General features: G+C 49.9%; 16 protein-coding genes and 6 pseudogenes. 13 read left to right on the top strand and 9 right to left on the bottom strand.

Annotation, left to right across the window (positions count from 1 at the left end; genetic code table 11):
- Window positions 1–90: 90 nt before the first annotated feature.
- Window positions 91–1425 (bottom strand): sulfatase, encoded by a 1335-nt coding sequence (locus CP556_RS14255; protein WP_098726228.1) that lies wholly within the window; start codon window positions 1423–1425, stop codon window positions 91–93.
- 93 nt (window positions 1426–1518) lie between these two features.
- The gene (locus tag CP556_RS14250) at window positions 1519–2622 is read right to left on the bottom strand and encodes a glycosyltransferase family 4 protein (RefSeq protein WP_098726227.1); all 1104 of its coding nucleotides are present in this window, start codon (window positions 2620–2622) and stop codon (window positions 1519–1521) included.
- Window positions 2623–2761: 139 nt separating this feature from the next.
- Between CP556_RS14250 and CP556_RS14245 the strand changes: the two genes are divergently transcribed.
- A complete protein-coding gene (locus tag CP556_RS14245; protein WP_098726226.1) occupies window positions 2762–3916 on the top strand; it encodes a glycosyltransferase family 4 protein in 1155 nt (384 codons plus the stop codon).
- Here the strand turns inward: CP556_RS14245 and CP556_RS14240 are convergent.
- Window positions 3907–5067: a glycosyltransferase family 4 protein gene (locus CP556_RS14240; protein WP_098726225.1), complete on the bottom strand. Its 1161-nt coding sequence runs from the start codon at window positions 5065–5067 to the stop codon at window positions 3907–3909. The two genes, CP556_RS14245 and CP556_RS14240, sit on opposite strands and share 10 nt — an antisense overlap.
- Window positions 5068–5237: 170 nt before the next feature.
- Here CP556_RS14240 and CP556_RS14235 point away from each other — a divergent pair.
- A pseudogene (locus CP556_RS14235) lies at window positions 5238–5842 on the top strand (IS6 family transposase); the annotation flags it as partial.
- On the opposite strand, the pseudogene CP556_RS14230 reads toward CP556_RS14235, so the two are convergent.
- A pseudogene (locus CP556_RS14230) lies at window positions 5816–6544 on the bottom strand (IS630 family transposase); the annotation flags it as partial. The pseudogenes CP556_RS14235 and CP556_RS14230 overlap by 27 nt on opposite strands.
- Before the next feature lie 46 nt (window positions 6545–6590).
- On the opposite strand from CP556_RS14230, the pseudogene CP556_RS25350 reads away from it, so the two are divergent.
- Window positions 6591–6692, top strand: a pseudogene (locus CP556_RS25350) (IS6 family transposase); the annotation flags it as partial.
- A 146-nt stretch (window positions 6693–6838) separates the two neighbouring features.
- Window positions 6839–8257, top strand: coding sequence for a hypothetical protein (locus CP556_RS25345; protein ID WP_141551677.1), 1419 nt, complete (start codon window positions 6839–6841; stop codon window positions 8255–8257).
- Between the two features lie 52 nt (window positions 8258–8309).
- Here CP556_RS25345 and CP556_RS26675 read toward each other — a convergent pair.
- Window positions 8310–8553: pseudogene (locus CP556_RS26675) on the bottom strand (hypothetical protein); the annotation flags it as partial.
- Window positions 8554–8601: 48 nt separating this feature from the next.
- Here CP556_RS26675 and CP556_RS14225 point away from each other — a divergent pair.
- From CP556_RS14225 to CP556_RS14215, 3 genes and pseudogenes are all read left to right on the top strand, one after another.
- Window positions 8602–9567, top strand: a complete 966-nt coding sequence (locus CP556_RS14225; protein WP_176548197.1) for a glycosyltransferase — start codon at window positions 8602–8604, stop codon at window positions 9565–9567.
- A 1-nt stretch (window position 9568) separates the two neighbouring features.
- A pseudogene (locus tag CP556_RS14220) lies at window positions 9569–9817 on the top strand (transposase); the annotation flags it as partial.
- The gene (locus CP556_RS14215; RefSeq protein ID WP_255291463.1) at window positions 9742–10524 is read left to right on the top strand and encodes a GDP-mannose 4,6-dehydratase; all 783 of its coding nucleotides are present in this window, start codon (window positions 9742–9744) and stop codon (window positions 10522–10524) included. The pseudogene CP556_RS14220 and the gene CP556_RS14215, both read left to right, overlap by 76 nt.
- Here the strand turns inward: CP556_RS14215 and CP556_RS14210 are convergent.
- The gene (locus CP556_RS14210) at window positions 10425–11030 is read right to left on the bottom strand and encodes a sugar phosphate nucleotidyltransferase (protein ID WP_255291462.1); all 606 of its coding nucleotides are present in this window, start codon (window positions 11028–11030) and stop codon (window positions 10425–10427) included. The genes CP556_RS14215 and CP556_RS14210 overlap by 100 nt on opposite strands.
- The gene (locus CP556_RS26670; protein ID WP_255291528.1) at window positions 10934–11167 is read right to left on the bottom strand and encodes a glycosyltransferase family protein; all 234 of its coding nucleotides are present in this window, start codon (window positions 11165–11167) and stop codon (window positions 10934–10936) included. The genes CP556_RS14210 and CP556_RS26670 overlap by 97 nt, the downstream gene beginning before the upstream one ends.
- Before the next feature lie 536 nt (window positions 11168–11703).
- On the opposite strand from CP556_RS26670, the gene CP556_RS14205 reads away from it, so the two are divergent.
- Window positions 11704–12381: an IS6 family transposase gene (locus CP556_RS14205; RefSeq protein WP_098726223.1), complete on the top strand. Its 678-nt coding sequence runs from the start codon at window positions 11704–11706 to the stop codon at window positions 12379–12381.
- Window positions 12382–12512: 131 nt separating this feature from the next.
- Here the strand turns inward: CP556_RS14205 and CP556_RS14200 are convergent, their stop codons facing one another.
- Window positions 12513–15644: a LamG-like jellyroll fold domain-containing protein gene (locus CP556_RS14200; RefSeq protein WP_098726222.1), complete on the bottom strand. Its 3132-nt coding sequence runs from the start codon at window positions 15642–15644 to the stop codon at window positions 12513–12515.
- A gap of 222 nt (window positions 15645–15866) precedes the next feature.
- Between CP556_RS14200 and CP556_RS14195 the strand changes: the two genes are divergently transcribed.
- The 3 genes from CP556_RS14195 to CP556_RS14190 all read left to right on the top strand — a co-directional run bounded on the left by CP556_RS14195 (window position 15867) and on the right by CP556_RS14190 (window position 18196).
- A protein-coding gene (locus CP556_RS14195; RefSeq protein WP_098726221.1) for an IS630 family transposase occupies window positions 15867–16867 on the top strand; the annotation gives its coding sequence in 2 pieces (ribosomal slippage) (window positions 15867–16359 and window positions 16359–16867; 1002 coding nt in all).
- Window positions 16868–17639: 772 nt separating this feature from the next.
- Entirely contained in the window at window positions 17640–17798 is a 159-nt protein-coding gene (locus tag CP556_RS27245) for a hypothetical protein (protein WP_394340735.1), read from the top strand.
- On the top strand, window positions 17795–18196 hold the full coding sequence (locus tag CP556_RS14190) for a glycosyltransferase (protein ID WP_176548195.1): 402 nt from the start codon (window positions 17795–17797) through the stop codon (window positions 18194–18196). Before CP556_RS27245 ends, CP556_RS14190 begins: the two co-directional genes overlap by 4 nt.
- A gap of 451 nt (window positions 18197–18647) precedes the next feature.
- Here CP556_RS14190 and CP556_RS14185 read toward each other — a convergent pair whose 3' ends face one another.
- A complete protein-coding gene (locus CP556_RS14185; protein WP_098726219.1) occupies window positions 18648–19475 on the bottom strand; it encodes an IS5 family transposase in 828 nt (275 codons plus the stop codon).
- Window positions 19476–19576: 101 nt separating this feature from the next.
- Between CP556_RS14185 and CP556_RS14180 the strand changes: the two are divergent.
- Both CP556_RS14180 and CP556_RS14175 read left to right on the top strand, forming a co-directional pair.
- Window positions 19577–20088 (top strand): annotated as a pseudogene (locus tag CP556_RS14180) (transposase domain-containing protein); the annotation flags it as partial.
- A 276-nt stretch (window positions 20089–20364) separates the two neighbouring features.
- Window positions 20365–21822: a glycosyltransferase domain-containing protein gene (locus CP556_RS14175; protein ID WP_176548194.1), complete on the top strand. Its 1458-nt coding sequence runs from the start codon at window positions 20365–20367 to the stop codon at window positions 21820–21822.
- The last annotated feature ends 5 nt before the right edge of the window (window positions 21823–21827 follow it).

Below are 21827 nucleotides of genomic sequence, written 5' to 3'. Positions count from 1 at the left end.
CCGCCTGTAACAAAGGTAGTACTACTTCTCCAGCCAATTGACATTGTCCACCTCATCCTACCTTATTAGGAGAATAATAGTGTTCCGATATTATAGATATCCTAAGTCTTCCAACCGGTTTTCAACACCGCCGTTTATCTCACCTTGTAGATATTGTGCTTCCACGTCGAGTTCGTCTAGACGTTCGAGAACGGCGTTACGGACGGTTTCGGCCTCAGCGTGGTCTCGCTCTACCTGCTCGAAGTTTCCATCACGGAGATCGAACAGTCTGTGTTCGTCGTTGATTTCATCCCCCTCGTAGAGCCAATCCGACGACCGAGCACCAACGATTACCTCTCCCTCCACCTCGTGTTCCGCTATAATATACTCACGAGCCTCGTTAACCCCCGGAATTTGTCCTTCGTATTCCTCCGGAATTTCCAGTCCGAGTGCATTATGAATTAGCGGAGGAATATCAAGAAGGCTCACTAACTGATCCTTGGCGTCGTTGAGATACTCTGGACCGTTAGCGACGATGAGCGGAACATGCAGCAACTCGTCGTACATCCGTTCGGGTTTTCCATACTTGCCGTACTCACCAAAGAGCTCTCCGTGGTCCGAGGTGATAATAACGAGTGTCTCTTCGTAGCGCTCAGAGTCTTTCAGATGGTCTATGATACGCCCGATCTGTTCGTCAGTGAACTCAACGGCCGCACTGTATAGGTCCTTGAGATCCTGAATTTCTTCGTTTGAGAGTGTCTCCGGGTTACGGAGAAGCGCAGAGTACCAATCAGAGACTTCGGTCTGGGATACGTCTTTCACGCCATGTCGATCACGGTATTCTTCGGGTGGGAAGCAGGGATGGTGAACGTCCATATAGTGTGTCCAGCAGAAGAACGGAGTGCCAGTTTGGGAAAGCCAATTGATCGTATCATCAGTTATGATATCGGCACTAACGTAAGGACGCGGCTTACCTTTGACTAACTGGTACGTTTTTTTGATGGCATCCGTTAAATGGAGTGTATCGTCAATCCTGCGGAGTTTCGGGTTGTTGATTTCTATTCCCCGCGGGAAGACTTTGGTAGCAATCCCCATCAAGGGATTTTGGTAGTCTTTGAATTTATTGTACCCATCATCATAGTTAAAATGAGCTGAAAGGAATGGGTTACACTGGAACGCTGCTGTCGTGAGACCTCCCTTTCTCAAGAGTTCACTCACGCGAGGCCGAGCATCTGCTAGCGCTCCTAAGCCATCATATGAAAGTGGCAGCGTCCCTGTCAAAAGCGCCGGGAATGATGGCGTCGTTCCAGGGCCAGTGGCATATGCGTTCGAAAATGAAACCGAAGACCCACCTAAGGAACTAAGAACACCTTGTTTCGAAGACTCTAATTGGATACTATCGAACCGAAGCGAATCGACAGTAATCAATACGATATTTTCAACCATCTTCTTAGCCAATCGTCTTTACGAGTGATATGCTTTGATGTGCGTAATTCCATAGCTCAAGGCCTTCAACGTCGACGTCCTCACCGGAGAGCATCATCTGAGTTGTTCCAAATGGTGGATTAGCTTATGTGCTGAGTCTTCCCACGAGTACTTGTTAAGCCTTTGCCTGCCCTGATCAACCAATTCCTCTCGCAACTCCTCATCATCCATGACTCTTGATATCTTGTCAGCGATGTCCGTCGAATCATATGGATCAAAATATACTGCCGCACCCCCTGCCACTTCGGGAATTGCGGCAACATCGGAAGCTACGACTGGTGTTTCGAAATACATCGCCTCCAGAAGCGGCATCCCAAACCCCTCATATAACGAGGGTTGAACATACGCTGCAGCACCCTCATATAAACCCGCAAGTTCGGTATCCTCCACATACCCTGGTAGATACACTTGATCGCTAACACCCTTCTCCACCGCTAGCCGTTCCACCGCATCGGCATCACTCCGCTTCGGCCCACAAACCACAAGCGGAGGAACCGGATCAATCTGAGCAACTGCTTCAATCAACGCTGTCGTATTCTTGTGTGGATGGGTTGTACCGACGTACAATAGATATTTACTGTTCCTCACCGAAGTTAGCTCCGAGGGAAAGGTAGGTGACGTCTCAATTAGCGTGTCCGGCAACGCATTTGGTACCACCTGTACCTTTTCGGACTCAATATCGATTAGGTCTAGAATTTCCCGTTTTGAGAACTCAGAAACAGTGAATACCGTATCTGCGGATGTTGCTGACAGCGGAACGAGAGTTTTCATCGCCGTTTGTTTGAGCCAACTGAAACCTTCTGGAACTCGTTGATAGTTCATATCATGAATTGTAGCAGTTGTAGAGAACGGCGCCATAATGGGCGCGAGATAATCAACCGAATGCAAAACATCGATCCCTTCCCTGGCTGCGTACATTGGTAGAAATATCTGTTCGGCGAGTAACCGTTGTTCTCGGCTATGCCCACTAATTGGCAGTTTGACTTGGCCGTACTCTTCCGGAACCTTCAGATTCTCATACCCTTCCTTATTCGTAAACAGGATGATTTCATGTTCGTGTTCAATCTTGGTTAGCTCATGAAGAAGATTCCTCGAATGGGCATATATCCCAGCATGATGGCCTGGAATAATGGAAAGTAGATTCATTCCAATCTTCATATAGAATTCGTCGGCCGTCTGCGTTAAAAGTGTTCCAGTATGTTATCGCGTTGTCTGTTCGCAGTCACGGTCAACGAAGTCGGAACCTTGAACCACCTTCCTCAAGAGTATTCCGTAAGGCCATTTCAAAACTACTATCATGAAAATCGCCCACATTCAGCATCCGTACTTTCTAGGATTAGGATATCAGGAAAACCATCTCCCAGCTAAACAACGTAAGCTTGGTCACGACGCACGAATTTTCACAAGTGACTATCTCCCACGCACATCAAACGGAAAAACCATCGTAACTGGGAATTTTACATACAACGGTGTTCCCACAACACGATTGAAGGCCTCCCCAAATCTAACAAGTATCGGAAGTGTTGGTCTTCGGGGCCTCCAAGCAGAACTGGAACAGTTTAACCCTGAAATCATCCATTCACACGGCCTGTACTCGATCTACGTCCTTCAGAGCTTATGGTACAACTTTCAGAATGACGCAAAGTTATTTGTGGATGTCCATATTGATAACGATAATTTCCACATCAACTCGCTATCTAAGTACATAGGCTATTCTGCTCATCGCTATCTGGTCTTGCCGTTTCTTAAACGGCAAGTAAATACATTTCTGCCAGTAAACCCTTACGCAGAGCAATTTCTGACGGACGAACTGGGGATTCGCTCGTCAATGGTGAACCTACTTCCATTGGGAGTGGATACAGCAGTATTTTCCCCGGACGTTAATTCTGATTTACTTCGGGAAGAACTTGGTATCAACAAGGGTGAGAAAGTACTGATTTCGGCTGGAAACCTAAATAAGACTAAAGATTTGGATGTTTTGCTTCAAGCGTTTGATTCGGTAGTGGACGAAGAGTCCAATATAAGGCTTCTCATCGTTGGGCCCGGACCCGATGAATATCTTCGAGAAATCAGAGAACTTGTGTCCGATCTTGATCTCAGTGATCAAGTGAAATTCTGCGGGGAGGTTCCCCATGAATCGCTCTCAGAGTACTACAATTTAGCTGATGTCGGGATTTGGCCGGGGAAGTTGGGAATCACGATTATTGAGGCAATTGGTTGTGGACTTCCGGTTATAGTCTGCCATAGTACTGCAACGGATTTCTTGATCGCAAATGAGAATGGTATGACTTTCGAACGGGGTAACTCAAAAGTATTGGCGTCAATAATTTCCCAACTGATTTCTGACCCAGATCGAATCAATTCATATTCGAAGAAAGCCATTGAGTACGCTCAAACCGAATTATCTTGGCAGAAAATAGCTGAGCGCAGTATTGAACTCTATCAAGAATAAGTCTCCGACGTATATTCGCCCTTTACTATTGCTGCGTGCTGATCTGCGGCAGTTTCGTTTCTCAATCTAGTGACCCGTTCACAGCCATTTTCTGCTAGCTTTTCTCGGATTTTTGGACTTTGAATAATCCTCTGCAGCTGGTTTGCTAAGGACGAAACCGACCCCGGCGAAGCAAGGAGTGCGTTTTCGCCATCAGTCAGCGAGTTACTGAAATGGCCCAAATCCGTTGTTATAACAGGGAGCGCGTATAGATGTGCTTCGTCGATCACTCGCGGAAATCCCTCGCCACGTTTCGCGGGAAGAACAAGAACATCTGATTGGTTGTATACTTTTGCGAGTTCTATTGAGTCATCAATATACCCTTCAAATGTAACTTGATTATCTATCCCTAAATATTCAGTCAATTTCTCTAATTCTTTTCGCTGTTCACCATCACCGACAATGCGAAGTCGAACTTCTTCGTATTCTTTCTCAACTTGTGCGAAAGCCTTGAGCAAAATATCTAGGCCTTTCCGTTCGTAAAATCCACCAACATAAAGAAAATCGAAACTATCGTTTGTATTTCCGACCTTCTCAGACTCACTTATACTTATGATTGGTCTGGATTCGTGTACGTTACCGTACGATTCGTATCTCGATTTGTCGCCACGTACGAGGACAGAGTCACTTAATCTGAGAGCAAGCGTCGTATGTGCTACATTGAGCAAATGCTTCAGCCTTGTAGTGATACGCCCACGAAAACTTGTTTGAGAACGATCGACTGCATCATGGGGGTTCATTGCGACATATACTGATAGATGGTTAGTTAAAAGCGCAATCGGTATTATTAGAGGAGCGTACCCAGGCGATGGAACATTAACAATTGCGCTTGAGCTTGCATATGAAGCTCGTATCACTCTTGCTATCCCAATCAACAGGGAGGTCAAAAAGTTTGATTGATTATTTATATAGGGAACTACCTCTACTGAATCTGAATCAATTCGAGAGGTGAGGATCCCCTCTCGATGAACGATATTTCCAACTAACCAAACTTTGCTAAATTCACCACTTAAACTATGACTATAGTCCCGTATCTGGTTCTTTGTAAAGTATTCGCATTCTTCTTCCTCAAATACACAGAAATTCACAACCAGAATATCTTCTTCTACCATGTTACTCTGAGTATGAAGGAGACCCCATTAGGTGTTCTCATTCGTCCTCTGCTAAGTTTCGACTTCGGTAATGTAATAGTTGGTATTGTTTATCTAAATCAAACATCGAACAAAAAGGCACTGTCTAGATGAGGGTTTGAGAAGCGAGCAGGTGGTGGCGAGAAGTGGTCATACAACTCGCCGACCTGCTCAGAGAGACCTTGGACGTGGATTGTGATGAGCTTTGGGAGAACGAGCGCACCCCGACACTCGTCAGGATGTTCGGGGTGCGCCTACATTCGATGGGATTGTCGGTTCGAGAGGTCGTTGTAGTGCTGGAAATACTCGGTATTGACCGTTCTCACGGCGCAATCTGGAACTAGACGCACAAACTCTCAGAGGCCCAGAGCGACCCGCGACGGCATCGCCGTCGCGGGTCGCGGTCGACGAGAAACAGATCGAAGTCGATGACGAAAAGAAGTGGCTGTACGTCGCGATCGACACAGAATCGAAGCTATTGCTCGAAATCGACGTCTTCAGCCGCCGCGGGGTCAGTCCCGCGGCGTTCTTGCATCGTCTCACCGAGAAACACGAAATCGACGAGACAAAGTTTCTCGTCGATGCTAGTGGCTATCTGACAGCTCTCGCTCGTCACGAATTGAGCAGTCAACTCAACTACAGCGAGCGAAACCACTTCGAAAAGTGGTTTCAGACTATCTCAATGCGGATCGACCGCTTTCATTCCTTCTGGCGGGGCAGTCCAGCTATAGCAGACATTAGAAATAAAATGTTTCGCGTGATCGGCAGTAACATACTCTTCGAAGCGAGAGAAAAAGCGATTATCGTCTTCGGTGATCGCGCCAAGCAGTACGTCCAATCGCGTTGTCCAGAGAGGTCAACAGCAGGCCGCGTGCCGCGCGGAAACCACTCGGCACGCGGCTCAATTTGCACGGATTTCTTGGTTTGATCGCTACAGACTACTGTGGCGTCCATCTCCCGCCGTTTTTTAAGTTCCTCGCTAAACGTTTCTTGCTCCTCAGCGTCAGATTCGGCGGCTGTGCGGCGTGGCTTTTGATGGCTTAATCCCGCTTCTTTGAGCAACCACCGACATCTTGGGATCGAGTACTCAACATCGTACGTCTCGGCAAGATACTTCTGAACCAGCGCCGGCGTCCACACTGGTGCGTCAACCCCCACTTCGCCGGGTGATTCGTAGACAGTTTCTTCGAATTCTTTTTGCTGTGCTTCTGAGAGCTTTCGTTTTCTCCCAGATCAGTGAGTATCAGTTACGGCCTGTTCAAGCGACTCGTCGGTGTCGAGTCGGTGAGCCAGCTATAGATTGTTCGGCCCTGAACGTCGTACCACTCGGCTAGTTCAGTCTGCGTGACGCCGTTTTGTACGTAATTGCCGCTAAGAGCCGTTGTGTCGGCTTCTTTCCGTCCACGTTGTCGAGGGCGTTTTGCAAATCCTGGCCAGAGATCCCGTCGAGATGATCCACTACATTCAGTAACACTCTCTAAGTGGAAAATTCTAACGGTTACTATAACGCACGCCGCTGGCTCAGATACTTCAGACACCACTATAACCACGATCGACCGAATCAAGCGCTGAATGGCAGAACACCAGCTGAGGAGATGCTGAACTAGACAACGCCGCCAATACCGAACCCTTATAGGTCAGCAGCACTAATAAACATACCATAAATTGATTTTCCGGATTGACTATTCAACACACATGGTTCTTCCCGTACATCAAATTACAAAAGCAATGGTGGCGACGTGATCAAACAAGTATGACTATCAATTCACGGTTTTTGCGCCTAATATTAGCTATTTATTTTCTTATATTTTCTTACGCTATTTACTGGGAAGCCAAATTACCATATAGAGTAACAACGGATGAAAGACTTGTTTTTGGTGACATATATGATACTTACACAGAGGGGATTCTCCCCTCATTACCAGACTATCCGAATGGAGTCGGGTTTACTATTATTGAAACAATAATTCTAAGAGTTGTTGGTGGAGATATCTGGGATACATTATTAATTGATAGATTCGTATCTATACACACTATCATTTTATTTGTGGTAGTTCTCATGACGATCTATATTGGAGAGGTCCCAAACAAAAATAGAATTGACCACGACATCTGGGTTCTTGGTATAATATCGAGCTCTTTCTTTATTTTTGCTGGATTTATAAATAGACTGTTTGAATCAACGCATATATCATATTCCTACGCACTTTTTGCACTCGCTATTTGGTGTTCTTTTAGAATGAATACTGGGAGTGAAAATAGGATAAAACTTCTGCTCCCATTCCTTCTGTTTTCTATCGGTTTATACAATTTTATATGGGCTATTGTGTTTGGTGGGATTATTGTCATATTTATATTATTAACGCAAAAGCTCAGTAAAATAGTTTATGTGTCTATGCTATCACTAATCCCTACAGTTCTAATACCTATCTATTTTAACAAGGTTACTTTTCCAGTTTCATATTTACTAGGGCGTATACTAAATATTGGTTCAACCGATCAAACTATATCCAGTGCTTCAACCAAGGTAGCAACCTGGCGTTCGATATTCATCCCATATCTTGGCGATTTTAATGTCTGGTTCTTGTACATCTCAGGAATTGCTTTTGTGTCATTATTAACACTATCTGCGATTCTAAGCATATTTTATAGAGGCATGAAAAAAGAGGAATTGACACTACTCAGCTATTATGTTCTATCCATATGTTTTGGATTTGGAATGCTTGCTATAATGTTCATATACACAGAAGAATTAGCAACTTTGAAGAGAGTATTGGCTATCCCGGGAATATTCGGTATACTTTACTGGGTATCTTATACAGTACGGAATAAAAGAAGAAATATAATACGATACTGCTTGGTATTTCTCTTGATATCATCATTATTATTCAGTGGACTTGCTTCGAATAGGTCAATGTTAGATGGGGGCCAGAAGCCTTATGATAATTATGTTTCTGAAAGTGAGATTCAGTCGCTCAACTGGATGCACAATCATGCAAACCTAGAGGATGAAGAGTGCTTAATCAGTAATAACCCAAACCACTATTATACGAGTCGCAAAGAATTTGGATATCAAATCCCACGTAACTCTGGAGAATATCCAACTGGAACCGATGAAATTCTAGTGTATAAAAATGAACAATCTTCTGTTTCTTGGGTTTGCCAGTCTTAAGAATCTAAGTGCTTGTCGAGACACAGTGTAGTTCGGACGAATCGGTCGCTATCTAAAGAACAAAATCAAATAGATAGCTCTGGTGAATCGCCAGATGGGTAGTAATTACATGTTTCACTGATCGCTCAGTATTGTAGACCACACATTTTAAGACGACTTTGCAAAATTCACGGTACTTCGCTTGGGAACACACCGCGTGGCCAAGTCTGTTTGATCGCCGAGAAAACGGTTTCAGACAGTGCTTTCTAGCCATACAGAGACCCACCGACACGCACATTCCGTCCGCAGTTGATGGGATCGGAACTCGACGAAAATTATATATGGATGTTTTGGTAATGTCATATATGGGCAAATCTCTAAAATTCTCAGTCATTCTGCCAACCTATAATGGGGAACTATATGTCGAAGAAGCTATCCGATCCATTCTAAAACAGACACATAGTAATTTTGAATTGATTATTGTGGATGATGCGAGTGAAGATAATACACCCGATATAATTGACAAATATTGTGATTTAGAGTGTATAAAGATATTTAAGAACGACTCAAACCATGGATTAGCAACGACAACAAACAAAGCAGTTGATAAATCTACGGGGGATGTTCTCGCGTTTATTGATCAGGATGATAGATGGCATGATAATAAGTTAGAAAAGCACAAATATTATCATAATCGTGAGGACAGGATGGTTGTTTTTTCTGATTATAAAACAATAGATGCCGATGGGGATACAATAAAAAATGAATCAGGTCCAATTCCAGCTAGTACCAGATCAAAGTTAATCCAACAATTTTGTGAATTTGGGAACATAATTGGTACGATGAGTTGTGCTACAGTACCGAAATCAGCTTGGGATTCAATAGGAGGATTTGATAAAGATTTTGTTGTATCAGCTGACATTGATTTGTGGATAAGACTTTCTAATTTATATGATTTCAGAAAGATCAATGAAAATCTCACCGATCGAAGGATCCATGATAACAATACCATAAATAACTACCGCCAGATGTATATAGACAATGTCAAAATATCTGATAAACTTAGTGGACATAGGTATATTAGTGGCAAAAATATTGATCAATTCAAATATCGAATAACAAAGAGAAGAGCGTATAACGAATTTCGTGATCATAACCACTTATATTCTTTATATTATTGCATGATGTGTTATAAGTATATGTGGAAACCGATCCCATTAGCAATAATTTTGTGTGTTGTTCTTAATATAATTACTTTTCACTATAGATTTGGAGATATTATCGAAAATAAATATAGATCCCTGAATTATAGTTACAATACAATTATCTGAGGGTGTCATAGAACTCTTCTCACACCGTGGTGATCGTACTTCCCGAATTGTCTCCACGCTCGATCGAGCGCATAACGCCCGAATGAGTAGTCGCTAGTACAACCGCCGCTAGGTGGTTGAGACTGTCTTCTCGTCGATCAAACGCACGTTCGACTCTGCCGTGCGTGCGCGAAGTTGGCAGCTCGAATTCCGAGAAATGGTACTGAAGTGTGCCGTCTACAATCTTCGTCGAACGGTAAGGAATCCATAGAAACGACCGCTATGTATCAGTTTTCACCGAGTTATGTAGTGATTGAAAACGCCGAAATCAAGCCTCGTCTAGCGGTCCTACGAAGCAGAACGAAACGCGGACTGAAGCGGTCCACCGGGTGGCCGAGGCAGAGTTTAGAGAAAGAGAGAGAAGACCACCCGAACGAGCCCGTCTCGCCGTACGGCGTCTCCAAACTCTCTGGCGAACACTACACTCGCGTGTACAACGAGGTGTACGGCCTCTCCACGGTCGCCCTGCGCTACTTCACCGTATATGGACCACGTATGCGCCCGAACATGGCAATTTCGAATTTCGTCTCGCGCTGTATGCGCGGTAAGCTCCCACAGGTGTACGGCGACGGCGAGCAAACTCGCGATTTCACCTACATCGCAGATGTCGTCGACGCTAATCGCACACTCATTTCTGACGACAGCGCTGACGGCGAAGTGATGAACATCGGCTCGACAGACAACATCGACATCGCGACGCTGGCCAAAGTCGTGCGTGACGAAATCGACCCTAGCCTCAATATCGAGTACACGACGGCACGCGAGGGCGACGCCGAACACACCCATGCCGACATCTCGAAGGCGAATAGCCTGATCAGCTACGAACCCTCGCGCGATATCCGCGAAGATGTCCGCGAGTTCATCGAGTGGTACGAAGACAACCGTGACTGGTACGAACCTCTCGTCGTCAACTCGTAAACTTGCTCGTCCCCTGATGCTACGAGCTCGCGAGCCCGATCGATATCGTCCGGTTGATTGAAGTTTACCCGCTCATCGATCTGCACCGTCTCGATCGCATAGCCCGCGCTCACGAGCAATCCAACGGCCTCGCTCAGCTGGTACTCGCCCTCCGCAGACAGCTGAACGAGCTTACACGCCTCAAAGACGTCTTCGGGGAGCACGTAACACCCGGTCTTCACCAGCGTGGATGGGGGATCGGTGGGCTTCTCGACGATATCCGTCACCGAGCCGTCTACGGTCTCGATCACGCCCGTCTTCGTGGCGGCCTCTCGGGAGACCGTTGTGACCGCGAGCGCTCCGTCCGTGTCCTCCCGATCGGCCGCCTCGACGACCGGCCGGAGCGATGTCCCGAAGATGTTGTCACCATTCACCACCACGAAGCTTCCGTCGACGTGTGGTTCCGCCTGGAGAACGGCGGGGTCAAGCCCAAGCCGGTCGCGCTGGTGAACGTAGTTGATCGGCACCCTTCGTACGAATCGCTATAGTGGTCGATGATCTTCTCTTTGAAGTAGCCGACGACAGTGATCAGGTCGTCTGCCCCGAGCGCGGCCAGCTGATCGAAACAGTGCATAAGGATTGGCTCCCAGTCGACCTTGACCATCCCTTTCGGTTTGTCCTCGATCAACGGTTCAGGTGGGTCCCCTCCCCGACAACGATTACATTGGCTTTTTTGCCGAATATTACCCTTCTCTACCATATGGTGTTCATGACCAGAGTAATCGAGCCTAGTACCGATATAACTAGTATATCCAGCAACTGAAAGCAGATCAATTCGAACCGACGGAGTAAATTCCTCGATTAACGACATACAAATAGACGGTAACTGGCTCTACAGCACATGAATTATGGGACGGAGATGGAATCGAGTCGCAAACAGCCAGCAGTTGACGAGATGTCATCACTGCAGGCCGCTACCGCCTCCACGTATTGTTATAATCATCTAGAACACATACCCAAGTAAGCGGCTTTGGTGAATCGCCATGCAGCGGTAGGTTGAGTGATTTTAGAGAGCCTGTGACAGCGTCCAATCGCTCCGCTATCATGGATTCTTTCAGGATTGTGGCTAAATTGTCCTAGAGGGCACTGTCTAGTTGAGCCAGTTTGAGAAGTGAGCAGGTCGTACTGTTGAGTTGGTTGATGCTCACAGACCTGCTCAGTGAGAGCTATGAGGCGGATTTAGAAGAATCTTGGGAGAACGGGCGAACGGCGACGCCCGTCAGGGCGTTCGCCGTTCGCCTCCATCAGACCGGTTGTTCGCTTCGGGAGACAACAACGATTCTCACTGAATTAGGCGTTGAACGCTCTCACGGAGCGGTTTGGAACTGGGTACATCGGTTGGCTGACAGCGGACGCGACCCGCCGACGGCATCGCCGTCGCGGGTCGCTGTTGACGAGACTGCTGTCAAGATTAACGGCGAGTGGTCTTGGCTGTACGCTGCAATAGACACCGAGACAAAGTTGATTCTCGATGTCGCGTTATTTGGTCGGCACGGTACCGATCCGGCAGCTGCGTTTCTGCATGGACTCCGCGAGAAACACGATCTCTCAGATGCTGAGTTTCTCGTCGATCAATTCGGCTATCGGACTGCCCTCTCTCGATTAGGATTAAGCGGTCGGATCAACTACACCGAGCGAAACCTGATCGAAAAGTGGTTTCACACCCTCAAAATGCGAATCGACCGCTTCCATAATTCATGGGTGGGCAGTCGGACGAGCGTCCGAGAGTGGCTTGAACAATTCGTTCATTATTACAACCACCAGAGACCGCATCAATCTCTCGGTGGAAAAACGCCGGTTGAGAAGGTGCAGAACTAGACAGTGACTCCTAGAGTAGCGCCTCAAGCCACAAAATCTCACCCGAGATGTCGACGCCGTCTAACGATTCACCAGGGCCAAGTAAGCAAAAGCAGTGAAACATCATCACCAAGAGTGAGGCGTTGATCAGCTTAAACAAGGGCATTGACATAGTTTTCCTCATACAGTTGCTGAACAGTCTCTCCGTTGAGCGCCTCTGAATAAATTCGCATGCTATCAACGGACGCAGTCGCAAAGTTCCCGCTTGGTCGTCCCCCGATAGATAACGCCCCTTGTCCTCCGATTGGCCCGAGGCTGCTTGCATCGCGAGTCGTCACGAGTTCCCCGTTTCGATAGAGACGGACCTCATCTCGTTCCCGATCGATAACCGCCGTAATCAGTGTCCAGTCTTTGAAGGTCGTGGTCCCAATTCCGAAGGCACGGACACCGATCCCCTCGACATCGTCAACTCGAATGCCGAAATCTCCGGAACCAGATCGCGCCCAAAATCCGTATCCTCCTTCACCACCTTGCCGAAGAACCGTGGGATAGTCCGCACCGCTTGCCGCGAGATCGCCTTTCACCCAGAACGACACAGAGAACGAGCCGTTAGCGACTCCTTGCGCCCGATCGTCCTGGACAACAGTCGATCCGTTCCCGTCGAACCGTAATGCGGTACCGTTGACACCGCCAACCCATTCGGCACCGTCGACCGTCGCTTCATCGCCCCCAATTGGATCGCGGACGGTGTCACCGCTGCCCTCGTCGAACGTCCAGTGGGCTCGAGATGATCCGAGGGTCGCACCCTCCTCAACATCGTCGGCCGTGACGGTTCGCGTCTCGCCTGCGGTCTCGTAGTCTGCAGCGTAGGGCACCGTCACGCCGTAGTCGCCGTAGCGATTGGTCTCGACCTGCCGCTCGTAGGTAAACTCCTCACCGTCGATTTCGACTGGGGTTTCGATCGTAATCGTCCCGTTCACCGGTCCGCTACCGGTCATCCGGGCTCCGGGGACGAGTTCGAATGCCGCGCGATCTCGGTCGTCCGAGACGTGCAATGCTCGATACTGACCAGCCCCGGGTGCGTCGTCCCCGCGGCTGCCGAGTCTGTCGTGGAGCGTCGCCTGCGTACTCGAGTCAGAATAGTTCCCGTCTATCCCGTGGGTGACGACGAACCGCCCCTCTGATCGCAACTCATCGTACCAGCCGTCGGGATCGCTCGAGGTGATGAAATCCTCGTAGTTCGACTGTGCATACCAATACGACGCCGACTCCCCGTTGACGAAGTAGTTGTACTGGAGGTTCTCGCTCCACGGGCTGAAGACGTAGTTCTCGGGATACTCGTATCCTTGCTCGGCACTGTACCCCTCGAGCCACATCGCCGTCTCGTGCGTCGACTCATCAGAAACCACGTCCCCCATGTAACTCGGGACGTAGATCAGGCTAAAACTCGATATCAAGAGGAAGCCGAGAACAATAAACGCCGCTCTGGATGGGGCGGGAAGGTTCGATCGGCTAATGACGCCGTTCGACAAAGACTCGTCTCCCTTCCCACCGTCGGACAGCGACTGTCCCGTACTCCGGGCGCCAGACGGCGATTGTCCGCCGCTTTCACCGGCAAAAAGGGTTGTCGGTTCCGCCAGATCGACCCATGACAGGAGAGCGACGAAACCGATCCCGGCGAACAGCGCAACGAAGGGGGCGAACTCGGCCGCGAACCGCAACTGAATCACAGTCCAGACGAGCAGGTACCAGCTGAGCGTCGCGACGACGCCCCACCCGCGTTGATCCGATCGAAAAGCGGTCCACGTCGCCCACCCGATGACCGGCAGCGCGAGGACGAAGGCTCCACCGAGATACATCAGCGGCCCGAAGATCACGTTGAAATCAGCCGAGAACAGCGATGCCGTTTCGGTAATTCCCGAAGATCCAGTCTCCTCAAAATACCATATTGCGCGTGTCACGCTCTCAGTAACTACCGGCACTATCAACCAAGCGGTCACTGCAGCAATACTAGCCAGAGTCACTGCTCCGGCACCCATGGCTCGAGTCGATACGTCCACCCGCCGAGCACCTTCACCACCGGCGAGCACGACCCCGCTACCGACGAATAGCAACACGGGCGCAACCGCACGGGACTCCTCGAGCCAGCCGAACCAGCCCCAGAAGACGAGCGTCACCGCAGCCGTGATCCCGATCGCCGAGAGCACTGGAATCCCGAACTCGAGAGGGGACCGATCGTTCGTAACGTCCACGATCGTTTGGACGAAAACATAGAGACCGATGCCGGCCAGCCAGAGCGGCCCGCCGCGCCAGGCGGCGTTCTGCGCGGCCAATACGAGTCCGAATCCGATCACGCCGACCCAGCGGGCCGAAAGTACGGCCCCGCCGATCCGAACCTCGGGATCGCGATCCACGACCAGGACGAGGCTCCCGGCAACGAGGGTCAACAGGAGGTAATCCAGCGCGTGATGATCGGCAAAGCCGAGCGCAGTGTACGTCGTGTGGATCGGGATCAGCGCGAGCATGAGTATCGACGCGATCCCCATCCGGAAGTCGCCGGTCAACCGCATCGTGAGCGCGTACACCGCGAGCGCCGTCCCCATCGCCGCGACGACCGGATACCACGTGAGGACCGTCGACACCGCCTCGACGGAGTTCCCCAGCAGCGCCGAGGCGAGCCAGGCGAGCCAATAGTAGAACACGTCGTTGCCCGCGACCTCGCTCGGCATCGCGCTGAGATCCCCCGGGTTCCACGGCTGCAGGTCGCTCGTGACGAGCTGCTCGACCCAGTACCGGTACCGATAGGGGTCGTTGCCAGGCAGGACGACGACACCGTCCCGGTGGACGTCGCCGTAGATAAGCACGGTCCGCACGGCCCCGACGAACGCGAGCGCGAGGCCGATCACGATCGCGCGAAGTGAAACCAGTCCGACCAGCGCGGCGCGGACGGCGTCGACTCCCTGTCCCGCACCGGGAACGTCAACTCCCGCCAATACTCCCTCCTCGTCTTGAGTCGACTCCGCCGAAACCGGATCGTCGCCCTCGAGCGCGCGCCGCACGGCGTCCCGATCCGCGAGCCGGTACTCGCCGTCGACCTTGGCGACGATCCCCCGGGAAACCAGCTCGCCGAACGTGCCCGAATCGAGCGCGACATCGTCGAACGACCAGGGCTCGCCGTCGGCGTCGGCCGCAAGAGCGGCCTCGAGCGCGGCCGCCCCGTTCTCGCGGTCGGCCGCGAACTCTCGAGCCCGTTCGTAGACGTCCGCGCCGTCGTTCGCTTCCATCGCTCCGAGGTATTCCCGCCGCGGATAATGGTCCTTTCGCACGGCCGACGGCGTGAGATGCCTAGGCGATCGTCTCGGTTCACTACTGCAGTCCTCTGAGATACTGAAATGATGGATACACTCTTGACGACGGTCAATGCTGCGCCTGACCTATTAGCCAGTGGCTGACTCCAACTATAGTAACCGTTAGAACTTTCCACCCAAGGAATGTTGCGTAGACTAATGGACCATCTCGACGAGATCTCCGTCGAAGAACTCCAAGAGGCTCTCAACAACGTTGAGGGAAACAAGCCGACACAGCGGTTATTAGCAGCAATTGCGTACAAAAACGGTGTTACGCAGACCGAACTAGCAGAGTGGCACAATATCGGCCGACGAACAATCTACAGTTGGCTCAAGCGACTCGACACCGACGAGTCGCTTGAGCAGGCTGTAACTGATACTCATCGGTCTGGGAGAAAACGAAAACTCTCAGAAGAAGAGCAAATAAAATTCAAAGAAACTGTCCACGAACCACCAGAGAATGTTGGAGTTGACGCGCCGGCGTGGACGCCGGCGCTCGTCCAGCAGTATCTTGACGAGACCTACAATGTTGAATACTCACTTCCGAGCTGTCGGCGGTTACTCAAAGAAGCAGGATTGAGCTATCAAAAACCACGCCGCACAGCCGCCGGATCAGAGGCTGACGAGCAAGAAACGTTCCGCGAGGAACTCAAAAAAAGCGGCGGGAGATGGACGCCACAGTAGTCTGTATCGACCAGACCAAGAAATCCGTGCAAGTTGAGCCGCGTGCCGCGTGGTTTCCTCGCGGCACGCGGCCGGCAGTTGAACTCTCTGGACAACGCGATTGGACATGTTTACTCGGCGCAATCACCGAAGACGGTGATCGCTTTTTCTCTCGATTCGAGGAGTACGTGACCGCCGAACACGCGAAACATTTCATTCTCGCATTATGCAAAGAGTTCGAAGATGATTTGATCATTGTGTTAGATGGAGCACCGTACTTTCAGGCTTCGGCCGTCACGGACCTAGCGGCCCGTGACGACCTCGCCTTCGTCACGTTACCGGCATACTCTCCTGAGTTCAATCCAGTCGAAGAGTGCTGGCGACAGCTACAAACGGCTCTCAGCAATCGGTTTTTCGACTCACTTGGTGAGTTAACAACGGCGATCGATACCGCACTTGACCAGCTCTCTGTACCACAAGTGAGCAATTATTTCTAACTTCTACTATAGTCTACCAGTCGAATTGCGAGTGTGAGCATTGTCCCGCCGAGCACACGGAATGAGATAAGAGCCACGGAAAATTACCGATGGAAGCGTATAGAAGTTGGTCATCATAAGTGTTCACAACGATCCATCATTTTCTCGACGCCAACGAATCCCTATGGCTTATGAGGTGCCAAGTGGCTGAATGAGTAAATGTGTGTTTCAATCATCACACCGGATCTCTCACATAACTGTCTCAGACGAGCATACATACTGGCGCAATTACTGGAGCGAAACCACGAGGTTGAAATTATAGGTCTGCAATTTGACGGCGAAGTTTGGAAGCCCCTGAGAGATGCGTATGAATATAAAGAGGTGAAAACAAGCAAGAGGATTTATCGATTTTTACCCTTGGTTCCAGAAATACTAGGGGAAATAACCGGGGATGTAGTCTATGCCTCGAAGACAAAAATGAATGGTTACATAATTAGTTTATTATAAAATCTCAAAGGGGATTATCCGCTTATTATAGATATAGATGATTGGGAATCCGGGCTGGCATATGGCGAATCGAGGACATTCACGTATCTAAAAGGGATACCGTTTCTAGCTCATGTGGACTCGTTCTATTACACAGGGCTATTTGAGTTAATTACGGATGTCGCCGATGCTAGGGCGGTATCAAATGGATTTCTTCGGGAGAAATTCGGTGGCACGGTAATCCACACGTTCGAGACACGAGGTCTTTCGATCCCGATCGATTTGATAAGCAGAGGCTATAAGGAAATTGGGACTTCCCACCGACAAATTCTTGATCATGTTTTCTGGGACGCCTAGGTCGCACAAAGGTGTGGATGACCTTGCAAGAGCACTAACGCAGATCAACCGTCCAGAGATCAAAGGTGTTGTAATCGGAGCACACGATTCTAAATATATAAAAAAGTGAAACGAATTGCTGGTAACTCACTAACCATCAAAGGTCAACAGCCGTTCGACGAGATTCCGAAGTGGATCGCGGCTGTAGACGCTATCGCTATTCCCCAGCGTAATACCCTGGCGACGAGGGGACAGTTGCCTGCAAAGGTGTTCGACGCGATGGCGATGGCAAAGCCGATCATAGCCACCAACGTCTCTGACCTGCCGACGATCTTGGATGGCTGTGGCTTGATAGTTGAACCTGAAGAGCCGACACAGCTCCAGGATGCGATTCTCAGGTTATTCTTCGACGAGACACTGCGAGAAGAGATCGGACAAGCGGCTCGAAAACGGTGCGTCAAGCAGTACAGTTACGACGCATTAGCGCCGGTAATAGACGAAATCGTTACCACTGTCGCAGACGACTAGTTTAGTCACCGGAATTGATATGGCCGTGTTAGTTAGCAGAGGATATCCAAGACGGTCGTCAACCTGACCGACGAGCGAATAAATTACCCTTGCAAGGAGTAGTGGCAGGGAATACGATAAGAGATTTCGATTGGAGATAGAAGATGATGTTGAGGAACGAATCTGATCGGTACTATACAGAAACAGAACAAACCCAGCGAGGACTACGTGGTAGCACCGGGGAGATAACCGGTCGTATTTAGTTAAGGGTAAAGAGTGAGGCGAGGCGATTTTCTGAGTATCTCTGGCAGAAATGCTTGCCTCAGTGGTTATAGCGACTGAATAGACTTGGAATTTGTGGAGCGAGAATAGACATCGGAGTCGCTAATGCAACTCGGCATTCTCCACCATCTCGCTTTCCATGATTTTTGGATTACATTGGCCGTGGTGAATCGCCAGACGTAGCTTGATTTCACTGTTTTAGAGATCGCTTGGTGTTGTGAACCACACACATCAAAACGAGTTCACGAAATTCACCGTACCAAGTTCGCGCACGCACGGCGTCGCCGAGCGTGCGCTTGATCGTTGAAAAGACGGTCTCACACATCGCTCGTTGGCGGTATCGAGGCCCATCGATCCGCGCGTTATGCGCGTGATCGATGGGCCGAAACTCACGATGTTTGATCAGCGGTCTCACGCCGTCTTCGCGGAGTTTTTCGCGTAAATCCATCCAGTCGTAGCCTTTGTCGGCAGCGAGGCTGGCGAGGTCGTCCGCGTTGCGGCGGGCGACCTGCCAGCCGAGCTGTGTGTCGTGGCGTTTCTCGGTCGTACAGTGAACGTCCAGAATTGCTTGGCTTTCTGTGTCGACAAGAGCTGTCGCTTTGAGCGTCTGAACCCGGTAATTCGTCCGACGGCAGTAGTGTTTGCTAGCGTTTTCGCGGTCGAAAAACGTCGCGTCAATGGCGGCGTGACCGCTCTGGCTGTGCAGCTGCGCCGAGAGGCGCAGCAGCACTCGCCAGAGTGCGGTCTTAATCCTATCAAACCACTTGACTAGCGTCGAGTGATCGGGGAGATCGGTCGGTTCAAGGCCGATCTCCCCGAGTATTTGTGGCATCTCGCTCAGCAAATCGAGTGCTTCTCGGTAGGATTTTTCCAGGTAAACCCGCAGACAGTGCAGCGACACCACCGCATACTCGGCGAAGCCGCCACCCCCTTCGGGGGCGGCGACTTCGCCTCGCTCACCAACAGCATTTTTAGCTAACTGAACGACTTTGCTCGTGAAGCGGGAGATCTTCGACATAGAGCATCGGCGGTTTCCCGCTTCATACTCCTAGTTCTGACGGTCGAAACCGACGCCGTCCAACGATTCACCAGAGCCATTACATTAGAATTATTTTCAATTCCGGTGTCAAACAGTCACGAAAAGTTGTCCACGACTGGGTACAGAAGGCTGAGTTACAGTCAGCCAGCGATGCGAGCCCGGATACATCGCGCTCGACAAGACCATGATCCGAATCAATGGTCAGCAGTATTAGCTGTACGCTACCGCCGATCCAGGAACCAACGAAGTCCTGCACTTACGGTTCTATACAACGACTACAACGGCATTGACGCAGCGGTTTTTGCACGAGCCTCAGGAGAAACACGAGGTCGAAAATGCGGTGTTTCTCATTGATCTCGCCCAGCATCTCGCTGTCGGCTTGCATCGAGGAGGACTCCGATTCAAGACGGTTCGTCATGGAAATCGGAATGCTGTCGATCGTGTATTCCAAGAGATAAAATGACGAATCTCCTCGTTTAGTAATAGTTTCAGTCACGTCGAACCGGAGACCGCCGAAACGTGGTTGCAAGCCTTCTCCGTTTGGTGGAACTTGCTAAATACGAGACCGCCCATTCTTCCAAGGTTCTTCTAAGTCCGCGTCCAACTTTCGCTGAGCAGGCCTGTGAGCATTAGTCCAAATCAACTCAACGACCTGCTCTCTTCTCAAACCGGCTCAACTAACAGTGTCCCGTCGAAATGGGTTTCGCAAACCAAACGAGTAATCAAACCTTCTATAAATCCACGACTGGAAATAGGACGTCTTTCCGAACGAAACGAGCCGATCTGTGTGGGTCAAACGGGACATTCGACGCGTTGAGCGGTTGAGCTCATTCGCATGCTTTTTACCTGCCGGTATGTACCTACGGATATGTCCTTGGACTCCGCGGACTCTAATATCGTCGTGTATACCGCCATCTTCGGCGATTACGATGTACTCATTGATCCGGAAGTCATCGAGTCCGGCGTCGATTACGTCTGTTTTACCGACGATGAAACGCTCACGTCCGACATCTGGAAGATCAGAAATGTGACGCCGATGACCAATCCGGCACTCTCCAATCGCCGCATCAAGATTCTCAGTCACGAATATCTGGAGGAGTACGATATCAGTGTCTATATCGACGGAAACATCCAGATATTGGAGCCGATCGAACCACTCGTCGAGGATTATCTATCGACCGCGGACTTCGCTCTCTACAAGCATCCGAAGCGAACCAGTGTCCTCGAGGAGGCGGAAGCATGTATCGAGAAAAACAAAGCGGAAGAGGGTCCCGTTCGTGAACAGTTGAAACACTATCGCGACGCGGGATTCCCCGATGATCGCGACCTCTCAGAGAATCGCATTCTCTTCCGTCGTCATCAAAAACCCAAGATCAAAGACTTAATGTGGTCCTGGTGGCGTGAAGTTTCTGAGCGTGTGAGTCGAGACCAATTGAGTCTGATGTTCGTGTTATGGAAGCATGATATTGAATACAACCTGATCCCTCATCCGGTGCGGGATGCACCTCAGTTTGACATTCACCCACATCGTCCCAACGGGTATCTCGAATCAATCTGGCCGTACTGGATGTCGATAAGAACGGATCCCGATCCGGGGGTCTTAAAGAAGGCAGGTCTTTATTCCGTGAAATCACAATATGTTTTAAAGAACCAGGGATTCCTGGCGTTGCTGTCAAAATCAATCTCGTTGATCGTAAGAACTATCGATATTCAGGTGAAAGAAATGGGCGATCAACTCGGGGTGATTGGGCCCGACCAGATCTACTCCGAGAAGTACTACGCGAAACGAAGACAGGATCCGTTTCGAAGTGAATCACATGAGATCGCGGATGCGCTCGTGGAACAGTTCCAGCCCGATAGTGTCATCGACTTCGGATGTGCGATCGGCACGTACCTAGAACGGTTCGAGGAACTCGATGTGACGATCCACGGCGTCGAAGGAAACTCTGCGGCCTTCCGTCACGCCGTAGTCCCGAAGGATCGTCTAGAACAACACGACCTTCGACAACCGTACGAGCCCGACGACTACTACGATCTCGTATTGAGCGTTGAGGTCGCGGAACACATTCCCGAGAGATATGCCCGAACCTTCGTGAACACGCTCGCCAAATCCGGTGAGGTCGTCGTATTAACCGCTGCTCCTCCCGGACAGGGCGGGACACATCACGTCAACGAGAAACCGCCGGAATACTGGATCCGACTCTTCGATGACCACGGAATGGAGTACGACCGTGAAACTACGGATAAACTGAAAGAAGAGATCGTTGTTGACTCCCTGTACCACGTTCCTAAGAATATAATGGTCTTTAAAAAGATGGGACCGTGATTCGT

The sequence above is a fragment of the Natrinema sp. CBA1119 genome (assembly GCF_002572525.1).
Classification (GTDB): Archaea; Halobacteriota; Halobacteria; order Halobacteriales; family Natrialbaceae; genus Natrinema.
The sequence above is the reverse complement of the archived record's forward strand: the minus strand, read 5'-3'. Positions and strand labels throughout refer to the sequence as shown.

Excerpts from the sequence above, each read along its gene's own strand:
- CP556_RS14255 (WP_098726228.1), bottom strand. The coding sequence starts at position 1,425 with ATGGTTGAAAATATCGTATTGATTACTGTCGATTCGCTTCGGTTCGAT.
- CP556_RS14250 (WP_098726227.1), bottom strand. The coding sequence starts at position 2,622 with ATGAAGATTGGAATGAATCTACTTTCCATTATTCCAGGCCATCATGCT.
- CP556_RS14245 (WP_098726226.1), top strand. The coding sequence starts at position 2,762 with ATGAAAATCGCCCACATTCAGCATCCGTACTTTCTAGGATTAGGATAT.
- CP556_RS14240 (WP_098726225.1), bottom strand. The coding sequence starts at position 5,067 with ATGGTAGAAGAAGATATTCTGGTTGTGAATTTCTGTGTATTTGAGGAA.
- CP556_RS25345 (WP_141551677.1), top strand. The coding sequence starts at position 6,839 with ATGACTATCAATTCACGGTTTTTGCGCCTAATATTAGCTATTTATTTT.
- CP556_RS14225 (WP_176548197.1), top strand. The coding sequence starts at position 8,602 with ATGGGCAAATCTCTAAAATTCTCAGTCATTCTGCCAACCTATAATGGG.
- CP556_RS26670 (WP_255291528.1), bottom strand. The coding sequence starts at position 11,167 with ATGGTCAAGGTCGACTGGGAGCCAATCCTTATGCACTGTTTCGATCAG.
- CP556_RS14205 (WP_098726223.1), top strand. The coding sequence starts at position 11,704 with ATGCTCACAGACCTGCTCAGTGAGAGCTATGAGGCGGATTTAGAAGAA.
- CP556_RS14200 (WP_098726222.1), bottom strand. The coding sequence starts at position 15,644 with ATGGAAGCGAACGACGGCGCGGACGTCTACGAACGGGCTCGAGAGTTC.
- CP556_RS14185 (WP_098726219.1), bottom strand. The coding sequence starts at position 19,475 with ATGTCGAAGATCTCCCGCTTCACGAGCAAAGTCGTTCAGTTAGCTAAA.
- CP556_RS14175 (WP_176548194.1), top strand. The coding sequence starts at position 20,365 with ATGTCCTTGGACTCCGCGGACTCTAATATCGTCGTGTATACCGCCATC.